The following is a 24,512-nucleotide window of genomic DNA, read 5'->3' on the forward strand; positions in this document are numbered from 1 at the left end:
GAGCTGTCCGGGCTGGATCCCGACCGGGTGCGCCCGACCTCCAGCGACAAGTTCCCACGGCCCGCTGCGCGCCCCTCCTACAGCGTGCTCGGCCACGAGCGGTGGGCCGCCGCCGGGCTGCCGCCGCTGCCGGACTGGCACCTGTCGCTCGCCGAGTTCCTGCTCGGCACGAGTTTCTGACCTCAGGCAGCCTTCTGCGACAATGGAATAAGGACTCTTAGATGCCGAGCATCGACATCATGATGCCGTACTACGGCGATGTCGCGATGATGCAAGCCGCGGTGCGCAGCGTCCTGGCACAGGACGACCCGGACTGGCATCTGACGGTGGTCGACGACGGCGAGGCGGCCGGGGTCCCGGAGTGGTTCGCGGCGCTCGGCGACGGCCGGGTCAGCTACCAGCGCAACCCGGTGAACCTCGGGGTGACCGGCAACTTCCGCAAGTGCGTGGAGCTGGCGAAGCGGGACCGGATGGTCATGATGGGCAGCGACGACCTGATGCTGCCCGACTACGTGGCCACCGTCCGGCGGCTCGAGGCGCTGGCGCCCGGCGCCGGAATCGTGCAGCCCGGCGTGGAGGTCATCGACGAGAGCGGCCGGGTGGTCGGCGGTGGGCTGGTGGATTCGGCCAAACGGCGGATCTACAAGCCCAAGGGACCGGGCCCGCACCACCTGCGCGGCCAGGAACTCGCGGTGAACCTGCTACGCGGCAACTGGCTCTACTTCCCCTCGATCTGCTGGCGCACGGACGCGGTCGCGGCGGTCGGCTTCCGTGCGGACCTGGAGGTGATTCAGGACCTCGACATGATCATCAAGCTGGTGGAGCGCGGCGAGGAGCTGATCGCCGGGGACCATGTGTGCTTCCAGTACCGGCGGCACCTGTCCAGCGAATCGGCGAAGCAGGCGATCGACGGGCGCCGGTTCGCCGAGGCCCGCGCCTTCTTCCTGGAAACCGCCGCTCACCTGGACTCGATCGGCTGGACCGAGGCGGCGACGGTCTCACGCCGCCACCGCTCGGCCCGCCTGCACGCGCTGAGCCTGGTGCCCTCGGCGCTAAGGCAGAGCCGGATGGACTCAGCGCGCCAACTGCTGCGTTACGCGGCCTCTCCGAGTAAGCGGCTCAGCGCGTAGCGGAGTGCGGCCGCGTCACGGCCGCACTCGTTGTCTATCGCCTGACAAGAGCCAGACGGTGTCATCGCCTGACGAGAGCCAGGAAGAGCGTCAGGAAGGCCCGGCCGAGGTAAAGCATCGCCTTGGCCGGAGAGTGGCTCGGTGTGCCGAGTTGCCGCTGTCGCATCGCCACCGGGATCTGGCTGACCCGGTAACCGAGCCGCAGCGCGCGTACCAGCGTCTCGACCGTGTCACCCAGATACTCGACCGGGTACCAGTCCGCGAACAGCGCGATCAGTTCGCGATTGCAGGCCCGGAAGCCCGAGGTGGTGTCCGTGAGCTTCGTGCGCGCCAGTCGGGAGAGCACCCAGGAGAGCATGGTCATCGCCCACCGGCGCGGGCCGCGGACCCGATAGTCGCCCTCGCCGGCGAAACGCGCCCCGATCACCAGCGCGGATCCCGACAGCGCGTCGATGAGTTTCGGGACATAGGCCGGGTCGTGCTGGCCGTCCGCGTCGACCTGGATGGCGATGTCGTAGCCGTGATCGCGGGCGTACTTATAGCCGAGGCGCATCGCCCCGCCGACGCCGAGGTTGTACGGCAGCCGGACCGCCACCGCGCCCGCGCTGCGGGCTACCGCCGCGGTGTCGTCCGTGGAGCCGTCGTCCACGACCAACACGTCCACGAAAGGCAGCGCGCCCTCGATCTCGGCGATGACGCCGCCAATCGACGCGGCCTCATTCCAGGCCGGCACGATGATCAGCACCCGCTGGGTCCGGCGCGCGGCCTCGCCCGTCGCGGCTTCGGCCGCGGTGTCAGGCGCCGCGGTGTCAGGCTCCGCGGCGTGCAGGGTATCGGTCACGACGCCGAACGCTCCTCGGTCCGCTCGCTCTGTTCGTCCATGCGCAGCCGCAGCAGCGCCACTTCCTCGGCCAGCACCCGCGTCTCGTCCTCAAGACGGCTGGCCTCCCAGCTCAGGTGCAGGCACACCAGCAGCAGGAACATCACGCCGAAGAACAGCACCAGGCTCACGCCGTTGGCCACGCCGAACGCGATCGCGACGTGGTTGAGCGCGGTCGGGAACAGGCCGAGGCCGAGCACGATGACACCGACGAAGATCCAGAGCACCGCGTACTTCTCGCGCAGTCTGCGCCGCCGGACCAGTTCGAAGATGAAGCCGAGGAACAGGAGCGCCGTCGCCCCGGTAAGGATCGTCAGATTCATCGCTCCTCCTCTCTGACGCCGGATTGTGTCACGAGGGCGGGCCGGGTTTCGAGCCGCGGCCACCCCACAGTAAGGCGACGATGGGCCGCCCGCCGGTTGCGCACGCCCCGCGCGGCCTCGAAGCATGAACCCGCCCTGAGCCCGGACATGCCCCGAAGCGACAGCGAGGGGGAGTCTGGATGAACCAGACCCGCGAACACGCCTAAACTGTCGCAGCCGACCAAAGGGGGTGGGCGACGGATTCCGACACGAGGTGCCACCTATGGGATCACAAGTGCTGGTCCGCTGGGCCCGCTCGCTGCCAGGCCAACTGCCCAAGCAGCGCGCGGCCGCGGATGAGGCACCCAGCGCCACCGCGCGCTTATCCGGCCGCGACCCCAGGTTGGTCGGCGGCCTGCTCGCGGGCGCCTGGGCGCTTCCGGTGGTCACGCACCTCCTACACATCGACGCACTGCTGATCGTCGTCATCGTGTACGTGACCGGCGGCCTCATCCGGATGGGCGGCACCGTCCTGGACCGGCTGATGGTCACGCTCGGCCTGCTGGCCGGCACCGCGATGGCCGCCGGCATCCCGTTCTCGTTCTGGCCCTTCGGGCTCAATCCGGTGGCGGTCGGCGGCACCGCGCTCACCGTGCTGCTGGCGATCGCGGTCGCGCTGCGGCGCCGTCCGCGCTGGCCGCGCCGAGTCCTCGGCAGCGACCTGCCGCTGCTGGCCGCGATGGGCATCGCCTCGGCCGTGGCGTACGGGCCGCTGTGGTTCATGAGCGCCGGGCACCGGCTCGCCTTCTCCGCGCTGACCGGCGACCGGACCCGGCACTTCAGCCTGTTCGACTCGATCCACCGGCTCGGCGGCTACACCTACCTCATGCAGGGCAAGGCGCGCGGCGTCGTGGACCCCGGCATGCTCGCCGTCTATCCGCCCGGCCAGCACTTCACCTACGCCTTGCTGGACATCTTCGTCACCTCGCACACGGATCCGGGCAGCCCGACCGCCGAACTGATGCGGTACGAGGTGTACACCTGCCTCGGCTATGGCTTCTTCGTGTTGTGCGTCGCCTGGGGAGCGCGCTGGGTGGCGGGTCCGGCGCTGGCCGGATGGCGGCGCACCTTCATGGTCGCGGCGATCGCTTCGTTCCTGTCCACCGGCGTGATGACCACGTCGATCTGGTGCGGCTGGGACCCGCAGATCTTCGGGATGGGGCTGCTGGCGCTGATCACCGCGTGCGCGCTGCGTCCGCCGTCCAGCGGCCGGCTGCACATCATCCTGATGGCCGCGCTGACCATCGCGATCTGCTTGACCTATGAGCTGTTCGCGCCGTTCGCCGCGCTGATCATCGTGGTGTCGGCGGTGCTGTACCGCAAGCGCTGGCTGCCGCACTGGAAACTGGCTGTCGGCGCGGCGATCGTGGCGCTGCCGGTCTCGCTTTCGGAGGTGCTGTCCGCGAAACAGAGCGGCTTGCAGTCCTCACAGGCCGCGCTGGCCATCGGCTTCACGGTGCCGATGACGCAGCGGAGCCTCGCGATCATCGCGGTGCTCTCAGTGATCGGATTCGCCGCCCACGCCGCGCGGCGCCGGCCGACCGCGCTGGCCGCGCTGGTGAGTACCGCATTCTGCGGCGCGGCGGTGCTCGCGTTCTGGGCGTATCAGCACGCGACGATCCACACCACCTCGTACTACTTCCAGAAAGCCGTGCAGGCGTGGGTCATCATCGCGCTGGTCGGCGTCGGAACCGCCGGTCATCTGCTGCGCCGGCCGAAGCTGCCGAGCCGCGGCGTGGTCGGCGCGGCGATCGGCTGCGTCGCGATCCTGGCCGGGTTCGTGGCGACGGACAGCTTCTACTACGGCCCGCTCAAGTTCAGCTACCTGAAGATGAAGCCGGGCCGGCACACCACCTGGGCCCGGGTCTGGGGCAGCGGTGAGCACATCTTCCCGGCCAACCGAGATGCGATGGACACCCTGCTGGCGCGTGGTTTGCTCGGCGACGGAGTGCCTACGCTGACCGTCTGGCAGGACCACACCCTGGAGAACATCAACCTCTCGCTGGTGATGGCGACGCTCAACCACGACGACGGTTCGATCTCGCCGCAGATTTACCAGCTGAACGCGGCGCCGAACCTGGGGGCGACCGCGGATTCGGCTACGGGATGGACCGCGGACCAGGACAAGAGCGTGACCGCGCTGGAGGGCATCCTCGCTCAGTCGTCGACGCCGCTGCGGCTCATCGTCGGTAGCAGCACCCTGGCGGACAAGCTGGAGCAGTGGAAGGCGCAGCATCCTGACAGCGGCCTGAAGGACGTGCTGCTGATTCAGAACCTTGGCAACGGCTAGGCCCTGCAACTCGCCCCGGCCCGCCGAGGCATTAGCTCCAAGGTGCCACAAAACACAGGCCGCGCCGCTCAAGTTGAGCGGCGCGGCCTGTGTGCGTTAGCTGTTTACTCGCCAAGCTGAGTTACACGCCGACGGTCTCGTACACGCCCGCGAACAGGTCGTCCTCCGGAAGCGTGGTGTCCACCAGCGAACGCGCCAATTCATAGTCCTCGGTCGGCCAGGCGGCGCGCTGCACGTCCATCGGAACGCCGAACCACGGGCCGTCCGGATCGATCTGGGTGGCGTGCGCGAGCAGCGCCTTGTCCCGGATCTCGAAATAATCGCCGCACGGTACGCGGGTGGTGATGTGGCGCTCCGGACGGTCGCCCCACCTGTCGATCCAGCCTTCGTACGGGGACTGAAGGCCGCGCTCGATCATCGCGTTGTGCAGCGCGAGCACCCGTGCCTTGGAAAAAGACTGGTTGTAGTAAAGCTTGAGCGGCTGCCAGGGTTCGCCGGCCTCCGGGTAGCGGTCGGGATCGCCGGCCGCGTCGAAGGCTTCGACGGAGACCCGGTGGCACTGAATGTGATCCGGGTGCGGGTAACCGCCGTCCTCGTCGTATGTGGTCACGACGTGCGGACGAAATTCACGCATCAGCCGCACCAGAGGCTCGGCCGCGGTCGTGACGTCTTGTAGGGCGAAGCAACCGTCCGGCAACGGCGGCAGCGGGTCGCCTTCCGGCAGGCCGGAGTCGATGAAACCAAGCCAGGCCTGGTCAACGCCCAGAATGCTGCGCGCAGCCTCCATCTCCGCGCGACGCACGGCGTGGATATTCGCAGCAATGTTCGGATCATCCTTAAGGCGCGGGTTGAGAACGTCCCCGCGTTCTCCGCCAGTACATGTCACCACCAGCACATTTACGCCTTCTGCAACGTAGCGTGCCATGGTCGCCGCGCCTTTTGATGACTCATCGTCAGGATGTGCGTGTACTGCCATCAGCCGGAGCCGCTGATCCACGGGCCGGTCTCCTCGTCTGAACGGTTCCTGTCGTTCGCCGTGGTAATAGTCACGGCAGCCTCTATAGTGGCGGACGAGTGTGTTTGGCGCCGCAACATATGGCGTTCGACACCCGTCGGTAACACAGCACCGCCCGGTCGCGCATAATTCCCGATTCCCGGCACCCCGAGGGAACAATGACGGACACCATCAGTTCAACGCCCGAGCCGCCCCGGCCACAGCCGGGCTCGGAGCCGTTGCGCCAGCAACAGCGCTTCCGGCTGACCGACCCGCAGTCCACCACGACCGGTAACACCGGGGACCGGCCCGCGGCTCAATCCAACAACCCCCAAACCCCATTCGCACGATCCGGCCCTGCGGCAAGCGGTGGCGGCCCGGCCTCAGCAGGCCGGCCCGGCGCGGCCGGATCCCCGCGCCCGGGCAGTTCACAGGCGGGCGGTTCGCAGGCGCAAGGTTCTCGCACAGCGATGACGCCACCGGAGGGCCGCTACGGCGAGAAGCGCGGTATGTCGAGACCGCGCAAGGTCGGCCTCGGTGTCGTCGGTCTCGCCATTCTCGGCGGCGTCGGCGGCTATATCGCCTGGCAGATGTCGCATCCGGCCGTCCAGGGCACCGTGACCAGCTTCAACGCCACCACGGCCACCTCGGTCATCGTGACCTTCGAAGTGGACAAGCCCTCCGACAAGACCGCCACCTGCACCTTGGTCGCGGTGGACGGGCACGGCACGGTGGTCGGCGCTGCCTCGGTCCCGATCCTGTCCGGACGCGCGAAAAACGTGCAGACCTACACGCTGCAGACCACGACCACGGCGAACACCGTCGAGGTCCAGACCTGCAAACTGACGGACTGAGGCGGTCGGCGGAATAACAGTTCGCTGCGTATTGTCGGCGGCGCTTGGTAGCCTCGTAGTTTCGCGGGTATCCGATCCGACGGCTACCCGACTATCCGCTTGACGCTACGAGGAGCATCCGTGACCCAGACCAGCGACAACGCCACCTGGCTCACCCAGGAGGCGTACGACCGGCTGAAGGCCGAGCTGGAGTACCTCCAGGGTCCGGGCCGTACCGACATCGCGAAGAAGATCGAGGCCGCCCGCGAAGAGGGCGACCTGCGGGAGAACGGTGGCTACCACGCCGCCAAGGAGGAGCAGGGCAAGCAGGAGGCCCGCATTCTCCAGCTGCGCCAGCTGCTGGAGAACGCTCAGGTCGGCGTCGCGCCCTCGGTCTCCGGCGTGGCCGCCCCGGGCATGGTGGTCAAGGTGGCCTTTGACGGGGACGACGACGACACGCTGGAGTTCCTGCTCGGGTCACGCGAGGACGCCGGCGCCGCGATCGAGGTCTACTCGCCGCAGTCGCCGCTCGGCTCGGCCATCAACGGTCGCAAGATCGGCGAGACCACCGAGTACGAGCTGCCGAACGGCAAGACCATGGCGGTCAAGCTGCTGACCGCCGAACCGTACGTCGCGTAGCGGTAGTCGAACGCAGTGACCGGCTCCGGTCCTACGCCCCGCGAGGGCGCTGGACCGGAGCCGGTCAGCGCTACTTCCTACCTACGGCCTACAGCCAGCCCTTTTCCTGTGCGATGCGAACGGCTTCGGCGCGGTTACGGGCACCGGTCTTCTGAATGCACGCGGACAGGTAATTGCGCACCGTGCCCTCGGAGAGGCTCAGTTTCACGGCGATCTCCGCGTTGACGGACCCGTCCGCGGAGGCGGCGAGCACGTCACGCTCCCGGCTCGTCAGCGGGTTGATACCATCGGCCAGCGCCGCGGCGGCGAGGTCGGGATCGATCACCCGCTCCCCCGCCAGCACCCTGCGCACCGCCTCGGCCAGCCGCGCCGCCGGGGCGTCCTTGACCATGAAGGCCGCCGCGCCCGCCTCCATCGCACGGCGCAGAAAGCCTGGTCGGCCGAAGGTGGTGAGCACCACGACCTTCGTCTCCGGGTGCCGGCTGCGCAGCTGCGCCGCGGCGGTCAGGCCGTCGAGGCCCGGCATCTCGATGTCGAGCAGCGCCACGTCCACGCCGCCGAGCGCGTCCACCGCGGCGACCACCTCGTCGCCGCGGCCGACCTGCCCGACAACGGTCATGTCCGGCTCCAGGTTCAGCAGCGTCGCCAACGCTTCACGGATCATCGCCTGGTCCTCAGCCAGCAGGACTCTGATGCGTTTTTCCTGGTCGCTCCCCGGATTCACGGGCCAACCCTAGCCGACAGTCACCGCACCGGGAGGGTAGCGCTGAGCCGGAATCCGTGCGGCGGGGTCGGCCCGGCGCTCAGCGTCGCCGAGAAAGGGGCCAGCCGCTCGCGCAGGCCGGTCAGTCCGTTGCCCCAGTGCTCGGCCTGTTCAGCCGGTTCGGTGGAGTTGGCGGAGTCGGGGAGCGCGGAAGCGCCGAGCGTACCGGCGGCGTCCACGGAGTCGGCGGTCGCATCAGGGCACGGCCTGGCTTGACCGTCATCGACGACTTCGAGCGTGAGCGTGGTCTCTCCGTCGACCCGCGCCTCGATCAGCCGGGCCCGGCACCAGGTGGCTCCGGAGTGCCGCACCACGTTCGTCACCGCCTCGCGCAGACACCAGGCGAGCGCGGCCTCGGCCTCCTGATCGAAGGTGCCGGAGCGGCGCAGCAGCGCGGGATCGGCCTCGAACGAGATCTGCGCGGCCTCAAGCGCGGTGCGCGCGGAAACCGTCTCGACCACGAGCGTGGCCCGCCGGTAGCCAGAGACCGCCTCGCGGATGTCGGCCAGCGCCTGCCGCGAGACCTGCTCGATGTCGGCGACCTGTTTCTCCGCGGCCGCGGCGTCCAGCGGAATCAGCCGCCTGGCGAGTTCGGCCTTGAGCGTGATGGTCGCCATCGAATGCCCGGCCAGGTCGTGCAGGTCGCGGGCCAAGCGCAGCCGCTCCTCGTTGACCGCGAGGTGCTTGACCTCCTCGCGGGCCTGGTGCAGCTCGCCGATCAGGCCACGCATCCGCCGCACGCCCATGACCGCGACGCAGGAGAAGAAGCCGGGCAGCACCATCCAGCCCCAGGTTCCGGCGTCTACGCCCAGCAGCACGCCTTCGACGACCATGATGCCGGTGGCCGTCAAGGCGCCGATCGGCGCCCAGCGCCGTTCCCCGTCCAGTGGCAGCACCGAACCGCAGGCTGAGGAAACGTAGATCCACAGTGCGATCCAGGTCGGCGTGCACAGGATCGGGAGCACGAGGGCCAGCGCCGCCAGCACCGCGAGATAGCGGAACAACCTGCGGTTCGAGGTTCCGAGTAGGTGGCTGTACTCCCACTCGGCGCGGCTCTGCATGGTCAGCCGGGTGTAGACGTAGCAGAACACCCAGAACCCGGTGATGCCCGTGATCTGCTGCCAGACCGCGTACTGCTTGCTGAAGTTGTCGACCAGGGGGATCAGCAGGTAGACCAGCCAGATCCCAGCCCACAGCCATCCGGTCCGGGACGGTGCCCGGAGCCGGATGGCTGCGTCGTCGCGGTCCTCACCGCTCATGTGCGCCGGCCGCCCCTGCTCAGCCGGCGTCCACGCCGCGGCGGTACATGCGGGCCGCCAGGACGCTGGCGCCGACCGTCCACGCGATCAGGATCGCGATCCCGCTGCTCGGTACGTGCGCCCCAGTGATCACGTCCTGAGCCAGCTGCCGCACCTGGTAGGTCGGCAGCGCCTTGCCGACGTTCTCCAGCGCCCCGCCGCCGAGCGGGAAGAACTGCCCGCCCAGGAAGGAGCCGCCGACGTACACCAGGATCGTGACGATCTGCACGGAGTCCTGCGGCACGCCGTAACCGATCGCGATGCCCAGCGCGGTGAAGGCCAGCGCACCGGCCCACAGCACCAGGAACGCGGCGAGCCATTTGGCCGCGCTCAGGTGCACACCCATCGAGCCGCCGACAATGAACACGATCGCGATAGCCGGGATGGTGATCAGCGTCGCCGAGGCGATCTTGCTGATCACGTAGCCGTTACCGGGCAGGGCGGTCAGTCGCAGTTGCCTGATCCAGCCCTCCTTGCGCTCAGTCGCGATCTTCTGCGCGTTGGTGGTGAGCGCTGCGCCCAAGGCGCCGAACGATGCGTAGGCGATCAGGAAGTAAGTACGCAGGCTGAGGTGCGTACCGTCCACCATCTTGCTGGCGGGCGCGGTACCCGCGGTCAGCAAGAACAGCACGGTCGGGTAGAGGATGGTGAAGAACATGACGCGGCGGTTGCGCAGCGCGCGCAGGATCTCCAGCCGGGTCAGCGCGATCACGCCGGTCATCGAGCGTCCTCCACTACTGCCGCCGGCGCGTCCGCGCCGTTGTCCTGCTGGGTGATCGCGACGAAGGCCTGCTCAAGGCCGAGCGCGGTGATCTCGATGTCCTCGGGCCGGTAGCCGGCGTCCAGGATCGAGTAGAAGGTCTTGTCCGAGTCAGAGGTCTGGATCTGCACCCGGTCGCTGATGATCTCCAGGGAGACCACGTTCGGCAGCATCACCAGGTGGTCGCGGGTGACCCCGGGCAGCCGGAAGGAGATCTTCTGGAAGCCGGCCTGCGCCTTGATGTCCGCGACGGTGCCGTTGGCCAGCAGCCGGCCCTTGTTTATCACGATCACCTGGTCGGCGATCTGGTCCGCCTCCTCCAGGTAGTGGGTGGCGAACAGGATCGTCTTGCCGCGCTCGGCCTGGGCCTTCATCGCTTGCCAGAAGATCTGCCGGTTCTCCACGTCCATGCCGGTGGTCGGCTCGTCGAGCACGATCAGGTCGCTGTCGCCGGCGATGGCGATGGCGAACCTGACCCGCTGGGTCTGGCCGCCGGAGAGCTTGTCCGCCTTGCGCTCGGCGATGTCCGCGATGTTCGCCCGCTTGAGCACCTCGTCGACCGGCAGCGGCCGCGGGTGCAGCTTCGTCATGAGGGTGAGCAGTTCGCGCACGGTCACATCGCTGATCAATCCGCCGGACTGCAACATGGCACCCACGTGCCCGGCGGTGATCGCGTCGTGCGGCCCCTTGCCGAACACCCGGATCGTCCCGGATGACGGCTTGCGCAGGCCGAGCAGCATGTCGATGGAGGTGGACTTGCCCGCCCCGTTCGGCCCGAGGAACGCCACCGCGCGGCCCTGCGGGATCTCGAGGCTCAGCTCGTTGACCGCCTTGACCTGCCCGTAGTGCTTCGAGACGTTCTCGAACGTCACCGCGGCGGACCCCGGCCCGCCGCGTACTCCCGTAGTCATCTTCAGTCCCGTCGTCGAATCCCCTGGGCGTCCGGCCTATTCCGCACGCCCTGGCAACCAGTGACTCGGCGGGGCGAATCCAACCCGCCGAGTCACTAGGGATATCGAACCGGATCTCGTAGCGGCGCGTCAGTGTGCGGCGTCGTGAACCTCACATGACAACTGTCATGCCAGATCCGTGCAGCACAGGCAGCGCCCTGTGTCAGGGCGGCGCGGCGCGGCGCGTCAGTGCAGCAGGCCGCCGAGGATGCCGGTCGGGGAGGGACTAGGCGCGGAGGAAGGCGGCGAGCCCGCACCGCTGCCGCCGCCGGATCCGCCGCCCGACTTCGTGCCGCCGCTCGACCCGCTCGGCTGGGCACCGGTCCCCGAGCCCGAGGTCGAACCGCCGCCGGAGCAGCCCTGGCCGCTTTGCGGAACGTACGTGACGTGGAACTGCTCGGTGCCCGCCTGGCTGCCGCCGCGTAGCAGCGTCCGGGTCACGTCCACCTGGAAGCCCGGCTGAGCACCCTGCGCGCAGGCACCGCGTGTCGCAGTGGGTTGAACGACGGCAGTGCGCTGCGATACATCGACCTTGACGTCGTCGTATGCCTTCTCGCCGAGCAGCGCGACGGTGAGCGAGTTGTTCGCGTAGGAAGCGTAAATGTAGACCGGGTGACCGCTGGTGTTCGTCCACTGAAGGTCGGTGCCCGGCGCGACCACGGCCGCGTCAAGGCCGACCGGATAGCGGTCGACGTACGAGGCGTGCGGGTGGTGCACGGCATCACCCATGCCGCCGGAGAATGCGGCATCGAATACCGCCGTGGCGACCGTGTCGATGCCGCCGGACGGATCGACTCCCGCGCGCTGCGCCGCCGCGCTGAGCGCGAAGCCGTTCGCGGTGGTCGGCGCACCGACGGTGCTGAGGAAGGACCAGGTGGTGCCGGGCTGCACGACGCCGCCGGCCACGAGCGCGGTGGCCCGCTGCACGTTGGTGAAGCGGTTCGGGGCGTCCGCGACCGGCAGGGTGCTGCTGCCGAGAACGTCGGTCACGTCGAGCGCCTGTGCCTGCGCGGTGGTGAAGGTCGCCGGGAGTGGGCCGATCGGCACGGTCGCGGTGCGCGGAGCGGACTCGGTCAGCGCGGGCAGGAGGGCAGTGGCGAGCGCGGCGGGGGCGAAGCCGTGTCCGTCGCGCGCCGGGACGAGTTCGGGTTGGTTGCCGGTGATGGAGAAGGTGGCGTTGACGGCGGGCTGCTCCTGAGCCAGCACGTTCTGGCCGAGGTAGCCGCGCAACCGGGCGCCGTCGAGATGTGGTGTCATCTGGCCGGTCGCGTCGGGGGTGATGGCGAGCGCGTCGCCGATCTGAGTCGGGGTCAGTTTGGTGGTGATGTTCCCGGTGATCAGCGAGATCGGCGCCGAGACTGCCGGACGGGCGATCGTCTCCAACGCGTTTTGCAGCGCCGACGGCGTGGCCTTCGGACTCAGCGGTTGCACCGGGATCTGCAGCGGCCCGCTGACCCGAAGGTAGCCGTTGCGGATCGCGGTGATCGCGCCGTCCACGCTGAATCCGCGGCCCTCCTTGGGCGCGGTGACCACGGGCACGCCGGACCGGAAGGTGATGGCGCCCTCGACCATCGGGCTGTTGTAGGCCGCCGCGATCTTGTCGAGCGCGCCGCCGAGCGCGGCGGCGTCCACGCTCGGAATGGGAGCGATCTGGTGGGTGGCACCGAACAGGGCCGGGATGATGACCAGCGGGTTGGTGCGGTTCTGCTGCGCCGCCTGCACGGTGTCCGCGACGTCGAGGGTGAGCCCTGATTTCGCGGGGTCGAGGTTGACCGGGGTCTGACCGACCAGCAGCGGCAGCGGAGCGCGGGCCGCGGCGCCGAGCCGGTCGCTGAGCACCTGCTCGGCCGCGGCCGAGCTCAATCCGCCGATCGGGACGCCGGCAACGACGGTGCCGCGCGGCACGCTGCCGCCGAAGACACCGCTCGCCACTGCCAACGCGACGCCGTAGAGCAGGGCGAACGCGGCGGCCACGACGGCCGCGATCGTCAGGAGCCTGCTACCGCCGCGGCGCTCGGTCTCCTCGGTGGCCGCCTCGTTCGCGGCCTGCCGGTGCCGGTCCGCACGCGACTTGTCGGCGCGGGATTTCGCGACGCGACCGGCTGCCGGTTCGTCTCCGGCGGCGCCGCCATGGCGTGGTCGCGGCTGCGCGGTTGTGGATCCCCTGGTTGCTGCGCCGCCGGATGCAGAGCCAGCGCTCGCTGGGGCGGCGGTCGCCAAGGCAGTGCGGGCTGGGTTGAGTGCGGGCGCGGCTGCCTGCGCGGGGATCTTGGTGAGTTGCTGGGTCGGCGCGTCGGGAGCCGCGAAGGGTCCGGGAGCAAACGGCGCGGCAGGGCCGCGCAGCGCGCGGGCGGCCGGTGAGCCAGGATCCAGATATGCGGACTCGCCGGACGAGTTGTGGAAGATGCCGCCGAGGTACCGCAAGGCGAGGGCATGCCGGGACGGATCGTGGCCCTCGGGAGAGTTCGCGCCGAAGCCAGGAAACACCGCGGGCTGAGTGGGGACGCCGTAGGGGCCGCCGAACGTGGACGCCGGAACGGCGCCGGGCACGTATTCGTAAGGACGCTGACCCGCATCGGCGAATTCGCCCTCGACGATCTCAGCATCACCGAGTTCAGCCGATTCGCGCAATGCCACCGCGCCCGCGCTCGCGGCCGCCGGCTCGTCGCGGAACCACTGGCCCGGCAGATCGTCGTCGGCCGCCGCGGTCGGATCAGCCCGGCGGTCGAGGCCGACATCCGCCGCGGAGACATTTTCAAGGTCGAGCCCGAAGACCTGCTCCAGGGTGTCGTGGAAGGCGTCGGCGAGCTGCGCGGCGTTCTGCAGCGCGCCGGTGGACGGCGGCAGCGTCGTGGTCAGCAACGCCGGAGTCGGCCGGGTATCGCGCGGCAGCGGCACCACCAGCGTGGCGGTGGTAAGCGCCGCCAGCTCGGAGGGCAGCGCGCTGGGCCGCGCCGGCGACGCGGCGACCTGTGCGAACGGAGCGGCCTGCGCAGCATTGCGGCGCGGGCCCGGGGCGCCTTCCGGCAAGGCGTCGTCGCCGCGGTCCTCCCAGGCGGCGTGCGGGCGCAGCGTCGTCGAGGGCTGAGGCGGCGCGTCAGGCAGCTTGATGAGCAGACGCGCGGTCGCCTCGGAGGTGGAAGAGACGCGCAGACCGGACTGCGGCGACTCGGGAGACGGCTGGGACCCCGGGGGATGCGGCTGCGGGTATCGCGGGTCCGGATACTCGGCTTCCGAATACGCCGCGACGCCCGGATCAGGCATCGAGTATGAGTCGCCGACGCCCGGCGCGACGTCGCCGGCGTCGCTCAAGTACTCCGGCAGCGGCGGGAACTCGAGCAGGTCGGTCGCCCCGGAGGCCCCGGTCTCGTAACTACCGGATTCATGCAGGCCGGTTGCGAACTGCGGGTCGTAAGGATCACGGCGGTACGGATCCGTGCCCCGCCCTGGGTAATCCGAAGACTCTGGAGTATTCACAGCGCCGTTCCGGCCTTCCAGATCGCAGATCGAAGTCCGCGCCGCCGAATCGGCCCGATCACGGACAGTGCCTTGCCGATCACCATACTGTGATCGTCGTCGGCCGGAGGCCCGATGGCTGATATTCCACCGTCGCGAGTGATGCCGTGGGAACACGCGTCGGCGCCGCTTCGGCGCATCGAACACGGTGAAAGGGATACGGCGTAACTGAACGCTGATCGCAGCGTCCGCGGAATTCACCCTCGCGGGTGAACGCTTCCCGAGCCGCCGGGGCGCTGCGCGAGACGCGCGTTGAGCGAGGCGAGCCACGCGCGGTACGCCGCCGTGACGATCAAAGCCATGCCGCCGAGCAGATACGTGATCGATTTCCAGTCGTTGGGCAGGATCACGTCGCCCTTGCGCGCGAAGGTGAAGGGCGGGCCGAGGTAAGTGAGCCAAATGAGGGCGAGCAGCCATCCGGCCGAGGCGCAGCTGACCGCGGACAGGCGAGTGGGTCGCCAGGAATCCGGCGCGCCGGGCGCGAGTTCGCTGAGGCCGAGCAGCAGGCCGACCAGACCGCCGAGGCACAGCACCAAGCCAGTCGGGACGTTGGCCGCGGTCGCCCGGTGCCCGAAGGAGCCGAGGCCGCCGACGACGACACCGGCCGCCGCCGCGGCGAGGAGCAAGAACCAGCGCGAGACCTTCTCCGGGGGCGTGGTGCCGGCCGTAGTCGTCACATTGCGCGGCGGGTCGGTCGGAATCGTGCGCTTGGTCGGCTCGGACGCGCTCGTCTGCGGTACCGCGTCCCAGGTGCGCATTGCGTCGCCGGGCTGCGCAGCGTTGCTAGACGGCGCAGCGTCTGTGGAGGAAGCAGTGCCTTTGGAAGGCGCTGCGGATTCCTGCCGGCGGGTCGGCTTCGGTCGGGTCACGCTGCCATTCTGCGGGTTAGACGGCTAACCCGGCGAATAGGTCCGTCTCGGGCTTGTCGGAGCCGGCCTCCCCATGCACCAGTTGGTAATGCTCCACGCCCATCACCTGCTGCCCAAGCGCGTTGGATAGCGCGAAGAACGGTCCGTCTACGGTGATCTGAGTTGCGTGCGCGCGCATCGCCGCAGCCTTGCGCTCCGCGTACTCCTCGGCGTGTACGACGGCGGTAACCGTGTCGTCGTCCGCGACGAACGGCAGGTCGTCGACCGACTCGACCGCGGTGAAGCCGGTCGAATCGCCCGCGGCGCGCAACGCGTCGAGTCCCGCCTGGACCACCGAGCGCGGCACGGTATTCCAGTACATCTTGGACACCTCATGCGCAGGTTCCGTCCCGAAATTCGGATCGGCGGCGAGTTCGGCCGCGCGCATGGCGACCCGATGCGCCTGAATGTGGTCCGGGTGTCCGTAGCCGCCGAAGTCGTTGTACGTGACCAGTACTTGCGGCCGGACCTCGCGGATGACCGTGACGAGCATCGCCGCGGCCACCTCCACATCGGCCTGCCAGAAGCAGTTCGGCGCGTTGTTCGGCTCGGTGCCCATCATTCCCGAGTCCCGGAAGCGTCCAGGACCGCCCAGAAAGCGGAAGTCGCTGACACCCAATTCACGCATCGCCGCGGCCAGTTCGGTGATCCGGTGCGGGCCGAGCCGGTCCTCGTGATCGGCGGCGAGATACGCGAGTTCCGGTACCAGCACCTCCCCCAGCTCGCCGAGGGTGCAAGTCACCAAGGTCACATGGGCGCCCTCTGCGACGTACTTCGCCATGGTCGCGCCGTTGTTGATGGACTCGTCGTCGGGATGCGCGTGCACGAACAGGATCGACTGGCCGGTTCGCGGTAGCGGACTGGTTCGATGCCTCATGCGCTCAAGCCTACGTTGCGCAGTCCGGTAGAAGTCCGCTCACGGCGTCTCGCAGTCACGCCACGGATCGTATTCACTCGGTAACAGGGAACGGCGATACAGGGAGCGGCGATAACCAGCCCGGGGAAGGACAACACACTACAGATGACGGATACGGTCCTGAACTCTCTGGACGTATCGAAGCGACCGCGCACCCCCGACGAGGCCGCGGTCTGGTACGCAGCGGCCCTCGGTTGGCCGGTCACTCCCGGAGGCGGAGGCAGCAGCACCGATGCGGCGCGCGACCGAACGTCCGAGTGCTCAAGCACTTGGCTGACGCCCGGACCATGGCAGTGGGCCGCCTCCTCCGCACCCGAGCTGGTCCGCGCGGTCTGGCGGCTGAGCCCTGGAGCTCCGGTGCTCGCCGTGCTCGGAAGACCGGTCCCCGGCGCGCGGAGGCTGGGCATCGTGGACGTGCCGTCGCTGGTCGGCGTGGCGGCACTGGAGCGGCTCGGCAAGAATCCGGCAGCGGTCGGGCCGATCACCGACGGCCAGGGACGCATCCGCTTCCTGGTCGATCTCGGCGCCGACGGCGAGCCCGAGTACGGCCTGAGCAAGTGGCGCGAAGCCGGGGTGGATCTGCGCATTTGGGGCCGCGGCCGGTGCTGTCCGCTCCCGACGCCGGGCGCGGCCGGCCCGTCGTGGGTCGTCTGGGCGGTGCCGCCCGATCCGCAGCGGCGCGTTTTCCCGCACGCGCGCCAGGTGACCGCGGTGCTCGATCGCGCGGTGCGCGACGCGTACCCGGCGCTTTGGGACGCCGCGCTACATCAGGAGCAGGCTCTCTCATAGCATCGGGTCATGCCCGAAGAGATCTCCTTTCCCCGGCAGTTCGCCCGCACCCAGCGCTTCACCCTCGGCGTGCCGCGGGCGTTCGCGATCGCCCCGGATGGCGCGCGGATCGCGTTCCTGCGCACCAAGACCGGCACCGACCGGGCCACCTGCCTCTGGACCGCGGACCCGGAAACCGGCGCCGAGCGGCTGATCGCCGATCCGGTGGACCTGCTGGCCGGCAGTTCGGGCGAGGAGCTGACCGTCGAGGAGAAGGCCCGGCGGGAGCGCTCGCGACAGGGCGCCGCGGGCATCGTGGACTTCGCGACCGACGGCGCCGTGCGCGTCGCGGCGTTCTCCCTTTCCGGGCGGCTGTTCGTGGCCGACCTGGAGGCCGGCACGGTGCGCGAACTGCCCGCCGAGGCGCCGGTGATCGACCCGCGACCGGATCCGACGGGCGCGCAGGTGGCGTACCTTTCCGGCGGCGCGCTGCGCGTTATCGGCGTCGACGGCGCGGATGACCGGGCGCTCGCGGCGCCGGATGGCCCGAACGTGACCTACGGCGCCGCGGACTTCATCGCCGCCGAGGAACTGGACCGGCACCGCGGCTACTGGTGGTCCCCGGACGGCAGCCAACTGCTGGCCGCGCGGGTGGACGATTCGCCGGTGACGCGCTGGCACATCGCCGACCCCGCCAATCCCGGGCAGCCAGCCCGTGAGGTCGGGTATCCGGCGGCCGGCACCGCGAACGCGCAGGTGACGTTGGTTCGGCTTGGGCTCAACGGGTCGCGCGCCGAGGTCGTCTGGGAGGGTGCTGAGCCCGCCGAGGACGCCGGGTCAGTCTTCGAATACCTCGTCTCAGTGCACTGGTCCGCACATGGCCCCGCGCTGCTCGTCGTGCTTTCCCGGGATCAGCGCACCGCGCGCATCGTCGCGGTCCGGCCGGACGGCACCACCGACACGCTGATCGAGGAGCACGATCCGATCTGGATCGAGTCCGGCCCCGGTTCCCCAGCCTGGTCACCCAGCGGCGTACTGGCCTGGATCGCCCCGCGCGGCGACGCCTACCGGCTGCTGCTCGGCGATCGTGTCCTGACCCCGGATGGCGTCCAGGTGCGTGCATTGCTCGGGCTCAATGCGCGCCATGCGTACCTGTCAGTGTCCTTTGATGATCCGACGCGGATTCACATCGTGCGTGTCGCGCTGGCCGATGGCTCGGTGACCCAGCTGAGTTCGGTCGACGGCGTCAACGCGGCGGCGATCAGTGGTTCGCTCGCGGTCGTCACCTCGGCCACGCTCCACGAGCCGAACCGGCGCATCACGGTGTTGCGCATCGGCGATCACGGCGACGGCGGCGAGGGCACCGACGGCGTCGCGCCGAAGCAGCTCAGCGAGCTGCGATCCGTCGCCGAGCAGCCACGTATCACGGCCCGGCCGCAGGAACTCGTCCTCGGCGAGCGAGAGCTGCGCGGCGTACTGCTCCTCCCATCCGATTATGTGCCGGGCACGAAGGTCCCCGTGCTGCTCGACCCGTACGGCGGTCCGCACGGGCAAATGGCCGTCGCGTCGCACAACGCATTCCTTTCCTCCCAATGGTTCGCGGACCAGGGCTTCGCGGTGCTGGTGGTGGACGGGCGCGGCACGCCGGGACGCGGTCCGCTCTGGGACCGCGCGGTGCGTGACGACTTCGTCGGCGCGACGCTCGAGGACCAGGTCGACGCGCTCGCCGCGCTGCTCAAGCAGTTCCCCGATCTCGACGGCGACCGGGTCGCTATTCGCGGCTGGTCCTATGGCGGCTACCTGTCGGCGCTCGCGGTGCTGAAGCGTCCAGACGTGTTCCACGCGGCGATCGTCGGCGCGCCGGTCACCGACTGGCGGCTGTATGACACCGGATATACGGAGCGTTATCTCGGCCATCCCGAGCAGGCGCCAGAGGTGTACAACGCGAACTCGCTGTTCCCTGACGCCGGGCCGGGCGCGTGGCAGTGGGCTGAACCGCACCGCCCGATGATGATCATCCACGGACTCGCCGACGACAATGTGGTCGCCGCGCACACGCTGCGGCTTTCCTCAGCGCTGTTGGCCGCCGGCCGTCCGCACGAGGTGCTGCCGCTGTCCGGTGTCACACATATGACGCCACAAGACATCGTCACCGAAAACCTGATGTTGCTCCAGGTGGACTTCCTGCGCCGCGCGCTCGGCGACTGACGCGGCGCGCGCAGCTTCGGTCCACGGACGAACGCCGTCCGTGGGCCGAAAGTTGCGCTGTAGCAAAATCGTGACAACCGTGCAGCGCCACTGTCGTCTCTGAACACAACAGCTAAGTCTGCGGAACCAGTACTCTTTCTGGACGGTCGGTCATGGTCGAATCGGGATCACCTCGGAACGCGGGTGACGGCCGATGACCGTCACAGCAGTCGGGGCAGGGATGAGTGACACCGCCGACAACTGGCCGATTCTGGCCGAACCGGAGCTTGCCGGACCGCCCTCGGGGCGCCGCAAGCTCGATCATGACGCGGTCGCGGCAGAGCTGTTCGCGGCGCATTACGGGCGGCTGGCCGGCTGGTGCCGCAAGCTGCTCGATGACGACGACACCGCGCACGAGATCGCGATGGAGGCGTTCACCCGGTTGCTCGGGCGGCTACGCAAGGTGGACGACCCGGTCGGCTATCTCTATGTCATAGCCGCCAACCTGGTGCGCGACCATTGGCGCAAGACCAAGCGCGAGCGCGAGATGCTGCGTCACACGAAGCAGGCGTACTCAGCCTCCGGGGGTGAGGCCGAGTACCACGGCCGGGATCTGCGCGCGCTGGTGGAGGCGCTGCCGGACCGGCTACGTGTGACGGTCCTGTTGTACTACTACGCCGGGTTCCCGCTGGTGGACGTCGCCCGGCTGACGAATCGGCCTGCGGGCACGGTCAAAAGCGACCTGTTCCAGGCCCGCGCGCAACTGCGCCAAGCGCTGGACGGCATCCGATGACCAACGGCACCCCCACTCCCGACGATTCGCGGTCCGATCCGCGCTACCCGCATCCCGGCGGCGCGGACCCGGAGCGGGCCGACCGGCTCTCGCGCGAGGACCGCTTCGAGGACTCCCTCGCGCAGACCTGGGACTCTGAGGACGCCGCGACCGACCGGCAGCTGCGCTCGCTGATCGGCCCGGTGACGCCCCTGTATGCTCCGCCGTACGGCTTCGAGCGGGTCATGCTGCGGGCGCGGCGGCGGCACAACCGCGCGATGATGATGGGTCTCGCCGCCGGATTCACGGCAGTCGCCGTGGCGGCCGGGGGCGTCGTGGTCGGTACCCAGACGAACCGGAACGCGACGGTGCAGAGCCTGGCGTGCAATTCGGCGGTGCGCACCGCGCCCGGCGCGGTGAACTTGGGGCAAGGCTCGATCGTGACGTGGGACGGATCCAGGAGTGGATTCGGGGGCGCCGGGGCGGCGGTCGCACCTGCCGCGGCCGTCCGCGCGCGTGGGGTGGCTTATGGCATCGGTGCCGCGAGTAGCGGCGTCGACTCTGGGAGAGAGTTCATGGACCGCAAGTACGAATGGGCGATCGGCGGCGTGCTGACCGCTGCCGCGCTCTCGGTGGGCATCATCGCCGGATGTAGTTCGGGCAACGGCGACAACGGACCCTCGGCGAACGCCACTGAAAGCGCCGGGCCCGCGGCGAGCCAGGCGGCGACGAGCGCGGGCCAAGTGCAGCTGCCCACTCCCACCGTCGTTTCGAGCACCCCGGCTCCCTCGGCATCCGGGGTACCGCTGTGCGTCTCGACGGATCTGTCCCCGACGGTGAGCATCGTGACCGGTTCGGCGGGCGCCGGGCACGAGCTGATGAACGTGGCGCTGATGAACAACTCGGGCCACACGTGCACGGTCTTCGGCTTCCCCGGCCTGCAACTCGAGGACCGCAACAACTCGTTCCAGGCCACGAACGTGGTGCGCAACTTCGCGATAAAGCCCACGACGATCGTCGTGAAGAACAACGCTTCGGTGGCGACGACGGTGCAGTTCGACTTCGACATCCCGGCGGCCGACGAACCGCAGACCGGGCCCTGCGAAGCCCAGTCGGTGTACTTGGGCATCATCCCCCCGGAGGAGAAGCGGCAGCTCAGCGCCACCATCCAGGGTGGTCCGGTGACAGTCTGCCAGCACGGCAAGCTCAACGTGCTGCCGTTCGTCTCGGGCACGAAGGGCGCCAACCAGTAGGCCGGTCCCCCGGCAGCAAGACGCAGAACGGTCCGGCTCCTGATTCGGAGAGCCGGACCGTTCGACGTTGTCTGGGTGCTGCGTCGGGGCGTACGAACTACGCCTGGCCGCGCGAGCGCCGCGCCGCGGTCCGCGCCCGTTCCTGCGCCGAGAGCACCACCTTGCGGATGCGCACCGCGGCGGGCGTGACCTCCACGCACTCGTCCTCGCGGCAGAACTCAAGGCACTGCTCCAGCGAGAGCTTGCGCGGCGGCACGATCTTCTCGGTCTCGTCCGAGGTGGACTGCCGCATGTTCGTGAGCTTCTTCTCCTTGGTGATGTTCACGTCCATGTCGTCGGAGCGCGAGTTCTCCCCGACGATCATGCCCTCGTACACCTCGGTGGTCGCCTCCACGAACAGCGAGCCGCGCTCCTGCAGGTTGGTCATCGCGAACGGGGTCACCACGCCGGCCCGGTCCGCCACCAGCGAGCCGGAGCTGCGGGTGCGCAGGTCGCCGAACCAGGGCTCGTAGCCCTCGAAGGTGTGGTTGGCGATGCCGGTGCCGCGGGTCTCGGTCAGGAACTCGGTGCGGAAACCGATCAGGCCGCGCGACGGGACCAGGAACTCCATCCGGATCCAGCCGGTGCCGTGATTGGTCATGGTTTCCATCCGGCCCTTGCGGACCGCCATCAGCTGCGTGATCGTGCCCAGATACTCCTCGGGCGCGTCGATGGTCAGCCGCTCGACCGGCTCGTGCACCTTGCCGTCGATGGTCCTGGTGACCACCTGCGGCTTGCCCACGGTCAGCTCGTACTGCTCGCGGCGCATCATTTCCACCAGGATCGCCAGCGCCAGCTCGCCGCGGCCCTGTACCTCCCAGGCGTCGGGCCGCTCGGTCGGCAGCATCTTGATCGAGACGTTGCCGACCAGCTCGCGCTCCAGCCGGTCCTTGACCATGCGCGCGGTGACCTTCGCGCCCTTGACCCGGCCGACCAGCGGCGAGGTGTTGGTGCCGATGGTCATCGAGATGGCCGGCTCGTCCACGGTGATCAGCGGCAGCGGGCGCGGGTCGTCGGCGTCGGCCAGCGTCTCGCCGATCATGATGTCCGGGATGCCGGCGATGGCGATGATGTCGCCGGGCCCGGCCTGCTCGGCGGGCTTGCGCTCCAGCGCCTCGGTCATCAGCAGCTCGGTGATCTTCACCCGGTCGACGGAGCCGTCCCGCTTGATCCAGGCGACCTGCTGCCCCTTGCGGATCGTGCCCTGGTGCACCCGGCACAGCGCGATCCGGCCGAGGAAGTTCGAGGCGTCCAGGTTGGTCACGTGCGCCTGGAGCGGCGCGCCCTCCGCGTAGGTCGGCGCGGGGATGGTGTCCAGAATGGTGCGGAAGAGCGGCTGGAGGTCCGGGCTGTCCGGGGCCGAGCCGTTCGCCGGGCGCTCGAGTGCGGCCTTGCCGTCGCGGGCGCAGGCGTACACGATCGGGAACTCGATCTGCTCCTCGGTGGCGTCCAGGTCGAGGAAGAGCTCGTAGGTCTCATCGACGACGTCGGAGATGCGCGCGTCCGGCCGGTCGGTCTTGTTGATGACCAGGATCACCGGCAGCTTCGCGGACAGCGCCTTGCGCAGCACGAACCGGGTCTGCGGCAGCGGTCCCTCGGATGCGTCCACGAGCAGCACGACGCCGTCCACCATGGACAGGCCGCGCTCCACCTCGCCGCCGAAGTCGGCGTGCCCCGGAGTGTCGATGATGTTGATGACGGTGTCCGACCCGTCCGCCGGCGACTTGTAGTGCACCGCGGTGTTCTTCGCGAGGATGGTGATCCCCTTCTCGCGCTCCAGGTCGTTGGAGTCCATCACCCGCTCGTCCACGTGCTGGTTCGACCGGAAAGCCCCGGCCTGCCACAGCATCGCGTCCACAAGCGTGGTCTTACCGTGGTCGACGTGGGCCACGATCGCCACGTTGCGGATGTCGTTACGCGTAGGCATGCCGGTAGCGTCTTTCCTAAGGTCGGGAGGGAAGAGCGCTGATCGGTCGGCCAGCCAGCGCGGGGGCCCCGTTGCCCGGTCGCGCTCAGGTGCTGGCAGACAACGCCCCCATCTATGGTACCGGCCTGGAGACAAGCCGCCGGACCACGCGCGTCGAGAGCCAAAGCGCCTGCAACGGCCCAGCAACCCACTGACACCCAGCGCCATCTGCCATAAGGTTGCCCGGCATGCGGCGACCTGCCGCCGGGGAGGACGAGGAAAAACGTGGCGAGAACAGATGGGCTCCCGCAAATCAAGGCGACGCGGGCGCGCCTGCAGTTGATGGCGTTGTTCGTCGCGGTTTACACGCTCGACTTTGTCGCCCTGCGCGATAGGCACTCCTTGGCGTTCCTTCTCGGCGTGGCAGCTCTGCTCGTCGTGCGCAGGGCCACCATCGTCGCGGTACTGGCGATCGGTGCCCTACTCGGCGGCCAGATTCTCTGGCTGTCCATCGGCAACGGACCGAGACTCAGCCGCGCCGTGATCGGCCGCCAGCTGCGGATCGTGCGCCTGCTGCCGCTCGCCGTGAGCGGCACGTTCATGCCGAAGGAAGAGTCCTTCGCGAGGACGCATCGGATCTTCACTGGCTTGGTGTGGCTGCTCCCGGTCGCCCTGGCCGGTGTCGTCGCGCCGATGTTGCCCGGATATGCGAGCCTCACGCTCTTGGTATTGACGGCCGTCATGTTCGTTATCAACGCGACCGCCCGCGACTCGGAATCCGGCCGAACCGTCGCCGCACGAGTCCTGCTGAGAGCGACGATGCACAACGACCCGCTGTTTGCCCGCCGCGACTACATCCGCGCGCGGCGGTCAGCGTGCATCGACGTCCACTTCGGCGACCTCGGCCCGGCGGAGGCGGTGCTCACCCAGCTGCGAGCCGAGCCGGGCGCCGAACTCGGTGCCGCGTCGCTCGCCGCGGAACTGCTCACAGCACGCGGCGACTATGACCGCGCGCTACGAGTGGCGTACCCGGAACCGGACCCGGCAGATAATCAGGCGGGGACAGAGGCCCGCCATGCCACCGACTCAGCGCGCGCCGCCAAACTGCTCATGCTCCTGGCGGAAAAGGATCCAGGGCTGGCGCCGAAAGCCGTGCCGCTGGCGCAGCGCCACATCGCCGCGCTGGCACCAAACCGCTTCGCGGCCCAGGTGGACCGCACCGGCCGGGTCCTCTTTGCACTCCACTCCGGGGACTTGCGCGCGGCGCAGCGGGCGAACCGGATCTGCATGGCGCGCGCCCGAACGCCGCTCGCGCTAGCCGACGCGCTCTGCACACAAGCCCGGATCG

At 69.2% G+C, this 24,512-nt stretch carries 21 protein-coding genes; 10 read left to right on the top strand and 11 right to left on the bottom strand.

The window, feature by feature from the left end:
• On the top strand, positions 1–180 hold a 180-nt coding region (locus VN779_RS22080; protein ID WP_325726423.1), incomplete at its 5' end, for a sugar nucleotide-binding protein.
• A gap of 41 nt (positions 181–221) precedes the next feature.
• Positions 222–1,130: a glycosyltransferase family 2 protein gene (locus VN779_RS22085; protein WP_325726425.1), complete on the top strand. Its 909-nt coding sequence runs from the start codon at positions 222–224 to the stop codon at positions 1,128–1,130.
• 61 nt (positions 1,131–1,191) lie between these two features.
• Here the strand turns inward: VN779_RS22085 and VN779_RS22090 are convergent, their stop codons facing one another.
• Together VN779_RS22090 and VN779_RS22095 are read right to left on the bottom strand one after the other, a co-directional pair.
• Positions 1,192–1,875, bottom strand: coding sequence for a glycosyltransferase family 2 protein (locus tag VN779_RS22090; protein WP_349260892.1), 684 nt, complete (start codon positions 1,873–1,875; stop codon positions 1,192–1,194).
• Positions 1,876–1,967: 92 nt separating this feature from the next.
• Entirely contained in the window at positions 1,968–2,333 is a 366-nt protein-coding gene (locus tag VN779_RS22095) for a DUF2304 domain-containing protein (protein ID WP_325726429.1), read from the bottom strand.
• Between the two features lie 262 nt (positions 2,334–2,595).
• On the opposite strand from VN779_RS22095, the gene VN779_RS22100 reads away from it, so the two are divergent.
• Positions 2,596–4,662: a hypothetical protein gene (locus VN779_RS22100; protein ID WP_325726431.1), complete on the top strand. Its 2,067-nt coding sequence runs from the start codon at positions 2,596–2,598 to the stop codon at positions 4,660–4,662.
• Between the two features lie 121 nt (positions 4,663–4,783).
• On the opposite strand, the gene mca is transcribed toward VN779_RS22100, so the two are convergent.
• Positions 4,784–5,659: a mycothiol conjugate amidase Mca gene (gene mca, locus VN779_RS22105; protein WP_325726433.1), complete on the bottom strand. Its 876-nt coding sequence runs from the start codon at positions 5,657–5,659 to the stop codon at positions 4,784–4,786.
• 467 nt (positions 5,660–6,126) lie between these two features.
• On the opposite strand from mca, the gene VN779_RS22110 reads away from it, so the two are divergent.
• The gene (locus VN779_RS22110) at positions 6,127–6,510 is read left to right on the top strand and encodes a DUF4307 domain-containing protein (RefSeq protein WP_325726435.1); all 384 of its coding nucleotides are present in this window, start codon (positions 6,127–6,129) and stop codon (positions 6,508–6,510) included.
• A 120-nt stretch (positions 6,511–6,630) separates the two neighbouring features.
• Complete coding sequence (greA, locus tag VN779_RS22115; RefSeq protein WP_325726437.1) at positions 6,631–7,128, top strand: transcription elongation factor GreA; 498 nt, start codon at positions 6,631–6,633, stop codon at positions 7,126–7,128.
• 88 nt (positions 7,129–7,216) lie between these two features.
• Here greA and VN779_RS22120 read toward each other — a convergent pair whose 3' ends face one another.
• The 7 genes from VN779_RS22120 to mshB all read right to left on the bottom strand — a co-directional run bounded on the left by VN779_RS22120 (position 7,217) and on the right by mshB (position 16,200).
• Positions 7,217–7,852: a response regulator transcription factor gene (locus VN779_RS22120; RefSeq protein WP_325726439.1), complete on the bottom strand. Its 636-nt coding sequence runs from the start codon at positions 7,850–7,852 to the stop codon at positions 7,217–7,219.
• A gap of 20 nt (positions 7,853–7,872) precedes the next feature.
• Positions 7,873–9,150: a sensor histidine kinase gene (locus VN779_RS22125; protein WP_325726441.1), complete on the bottom strand. Its 1,278-nt coding sequence runs from the start codon at positions 9,148–9,150 to the stop codon at positions 7,873–7,875.
• A 19-nt stretch (positions 9,151–9,169) separates the two neighbouring features.
• Positions 9,170–9,910 carry an ABC transporter permease gene (locus VN779_RS22130; RefSeq protein WP_325726443.1) on the bottom strand — a complete coding sequence of 247 codons (741 nt, stop codon included), beginning with the start codon at positions 9,908–9,910 and terminating at the stop codon, positions 9,170–9,172.
• Positions 9,907–10,860, bottom strand: coding sequence for an ABC transporter ATP-binding protein (locus VN779_RS22135; protein ID WP_325726445.1), 954 nt, complete (start codon positions 10,858–10,860; stop codon positions 9,907–9,909). The genes VN779_RS22130 and VN779_RS22135 overlap by 4 nt, the downstream gene beginning before the upstream one ends.
• Positions 10,861–11,085: 225 nt before the next feature.
• Positions 11,086–14,376: a VanW family protein gene (locus VN779_RS22140; protein ID WP_325726447.1), complete on the bottom strand. Its 3,291-nt coding sequence runs from the start codon at positions 14,374–14,376 to the stop codon at positions 11,086–11,088.
• 236 nt (positions 14,377–14,612) lie between these two features.
• Positions 14,613–15,173: a DUF6113 family protein gene (locus VN779_RS22145; RefSeq protein WP_325726449.1), complete on the bottom strand. Its 561-nt coding sequence runs from the start codon at positions 15,171–15,173 to the stop codon at positions 14,613–14,615.
• A gap of 127 nt (positions 15,174–15,300) precedes the next feature.
• Positions 15,301–16,200: an N-acetyl-1-D-myo-inositol-2-amino-2-deoxy-alpha-D-glucopyranoside deacetylase gene (mshB, locus tag VN779_RS22150; protein ID WP_325726451.1), complete on the bottom strand. Its 900-nt coding sequence runs from the start codon at positions 16,198–16,200 to the stop codon at positions 15,301–15,303.
• A gap of 144 nt (positions 16,201–16,344) precedes the next feature.
• On the opposite strand from mshB, the gene VN779_RS22155 reads away from it, so the two are divergent.
• The 4 genes from VN779_RS22155 to VN779_RS22170 all read left to right on the top strand — a co-directional run bounded on the left by VN779_RS22155 (position 16,345) and on the right by VN779_RS22170 (position 21,219).
• Positions 16,345–17,028 carry a bifunctional DNA primase/polymerase gene (locus tag VN779_RS22155; RefSeq protein WP_325726453.1) on the top strand — a complete coding sequence of 228 codons (684 nt, stop codon included), beginning with the start codon at positions 16,345–16,347 and terminating at the stop codon, positions 17,026–17,028.
• A 9-nt stretch (positions 17,029–17,037) separates the two neighbouring features.
• Positions 17,038–19,215, top strand: a complete 2,178-nt coding sequence (locus VN779_RS22160) for a S9 family peptidase (RefSeq protein ID WP_325726455.1) — start codon at positions 17,038–17,040, stop codon at positions 19,213–19,215.
• Positions 19,216–19,435: 220 nt separating this feature from the next.
• Positions 19,436–19,987, top strand: a complete 552-nt coding sequence (locus VN779_RS22165) for a sigma-70 family RNA polymerase sigma factor (protein ID WP_325726457.1) — start codon at positions 19,436–19,438, stop codon at positions 19,985–19,987.
• Positions 19,984–21,219 (top strand): DUF4232 domain-containing protein, encoded by a 1,236-nt coding sequence (locus tag VN779_RS22170; RefSeq protein WP_325726459.1) that lies wholly within the window; start codon positions 19,984–19,986, stop codon positions 21,217–21,219. Before VN779_RS22165 ends, VN779_RS22170 begins: the two co-directional genes overlap by 4 nt.
• Positions 21,220–21,316: 97 nt before the next feature.
• On the opposite strand, the gene typA is transcribed toward VN779_RS22170, so the two are convergent.
• A complete protein-coding gene (gene typA, locus VN779_RS22175) occupies positions 21,317–23,185 on the bottom strand; it encodes a translational GTPase TypA (RefSeq protein ID WP_325726461.1) in 1,869 nt (622 codons plus the stop codon).
• 264 nt (positions 23,186–23,449) lie between these two features.
• Between typA and VN779_RS22180 the strand changes: the two genes are divergently transcribed.
• A partial coding sequence (locus VN779_RS22180; protein WP_325726463.1) for a hypothetical protein occupies positions 23,450–24,512 on the top strand: 1,063 nt, incomplete at its 3' end.

It is taken from the genome of Actinocrinis sp. (assembly GCF_035605935.1).
Lineage (GTDB): Bacteria > Actinomycetota > Actinomycetes > Streptomycetales > Catenulisporaceae > Actinocrinis.

Excerpts from the sequence above, each read along its gene's own strand:
- VN779_RS22110 (WP_325726435.1), top strand. The coding sequence starts at position 6,127 with ATGACGCCACCGGAGGGCCGCTACGGCGAGAAGCGCGGTATGTCGAGA.
- VN779_RS22135 (WP_325726445.1), bottom strand. The coding sequence starts at position 10,860 with ATGACTACGGGAGTACGCGGCGGGCCGGGGTCCGCCGCGGTGACGTTC.
- VN779_RS22095 (WP_325726429.1), bottom strand. The coding sequence starts at position 2,333 with ATGAATCTGACGATCCTTACCGGGGCGACGGCGCTCCTGTTCCTCGGC.
- VN779_RS22100 (WP_325726431.1), top strand. The coding sequence starts at position 2,596 with ATGGGATCACAAGTGCTGGTCCGCTGGGCCCGCTCGCTGCCAGGCCAA.
- VN779_RS22165 (WP_325726457.1), top strand. The coding sequence starts at position 19,436 with ATGAGTGACACCGCCGACAACTGGCCGATTCTGGCCGAACCGGAGCTT.
- VN779_RS22145 (WP_325726449.1), bottom strand. The coding sequence starts at position 15,173 with ATGCGCACCTGGGACGCGGTACCGCAGACGAGCGCGTCCGAGCCGACC.
- typA (WP_325726461.1), bottom strand. The coding sequence starts at position 23,185 with ATGCCTACGCGTAACGACATCCGCAACGTGGCGATCGTGGCCCACGTC.
- VN779_RS22125 (WP_325726441.1), bottom strand. The coding sequence starts at position 9,150 with ATGAGCGGTGAGGACCGCGACGACGCAGCCATCCGGCTCCGGGCACCG.
- mshB (WP_325726451.1), bottom strand. The coding sequence starts at position 16,200 with ATGAGGCATCGAACCAGTCCGCTACCGCGAACCGGCCAGTCGATCCTG.
- VN779_RS22160 (WP_325726455.1), top strand. The coding sequence starts at position 17,038 with ATGCCCGAAGAGATCTCCTTTCCCCGGCAGTTCGCCCGCACCCAGCGC.
- VN779_RS22130 (WP_325726443.1), bottom strand. The coding sequence starts at position 9,910 with ATGACCGGCGTGATCGCGCTGACCCGGCTGGAGATCCTGCGCGCGCTG.
- VN779_RS22170 (WP_325726459.1), top strand. The coding sequence starts at position 19,984 with ATGACCAACGGCACCCCCACTCCCGACGATTCGCGGTCCGATCCGCGC.
- VN779_RS22085 (WP_325726425.1), top strand. The coding sequence starts at position 222 with ATGCCGAGCATCGACATCATGATGCCGTACTACGGCGATGTCGCGATG.
- VN779_RS22155 (WP_325726453.1), top strand. The coding sequence starts at position 16,345 with ATGACGGATACGGTCCTGAACTCTCTGGACGTATCGAAGCGACCGCGC.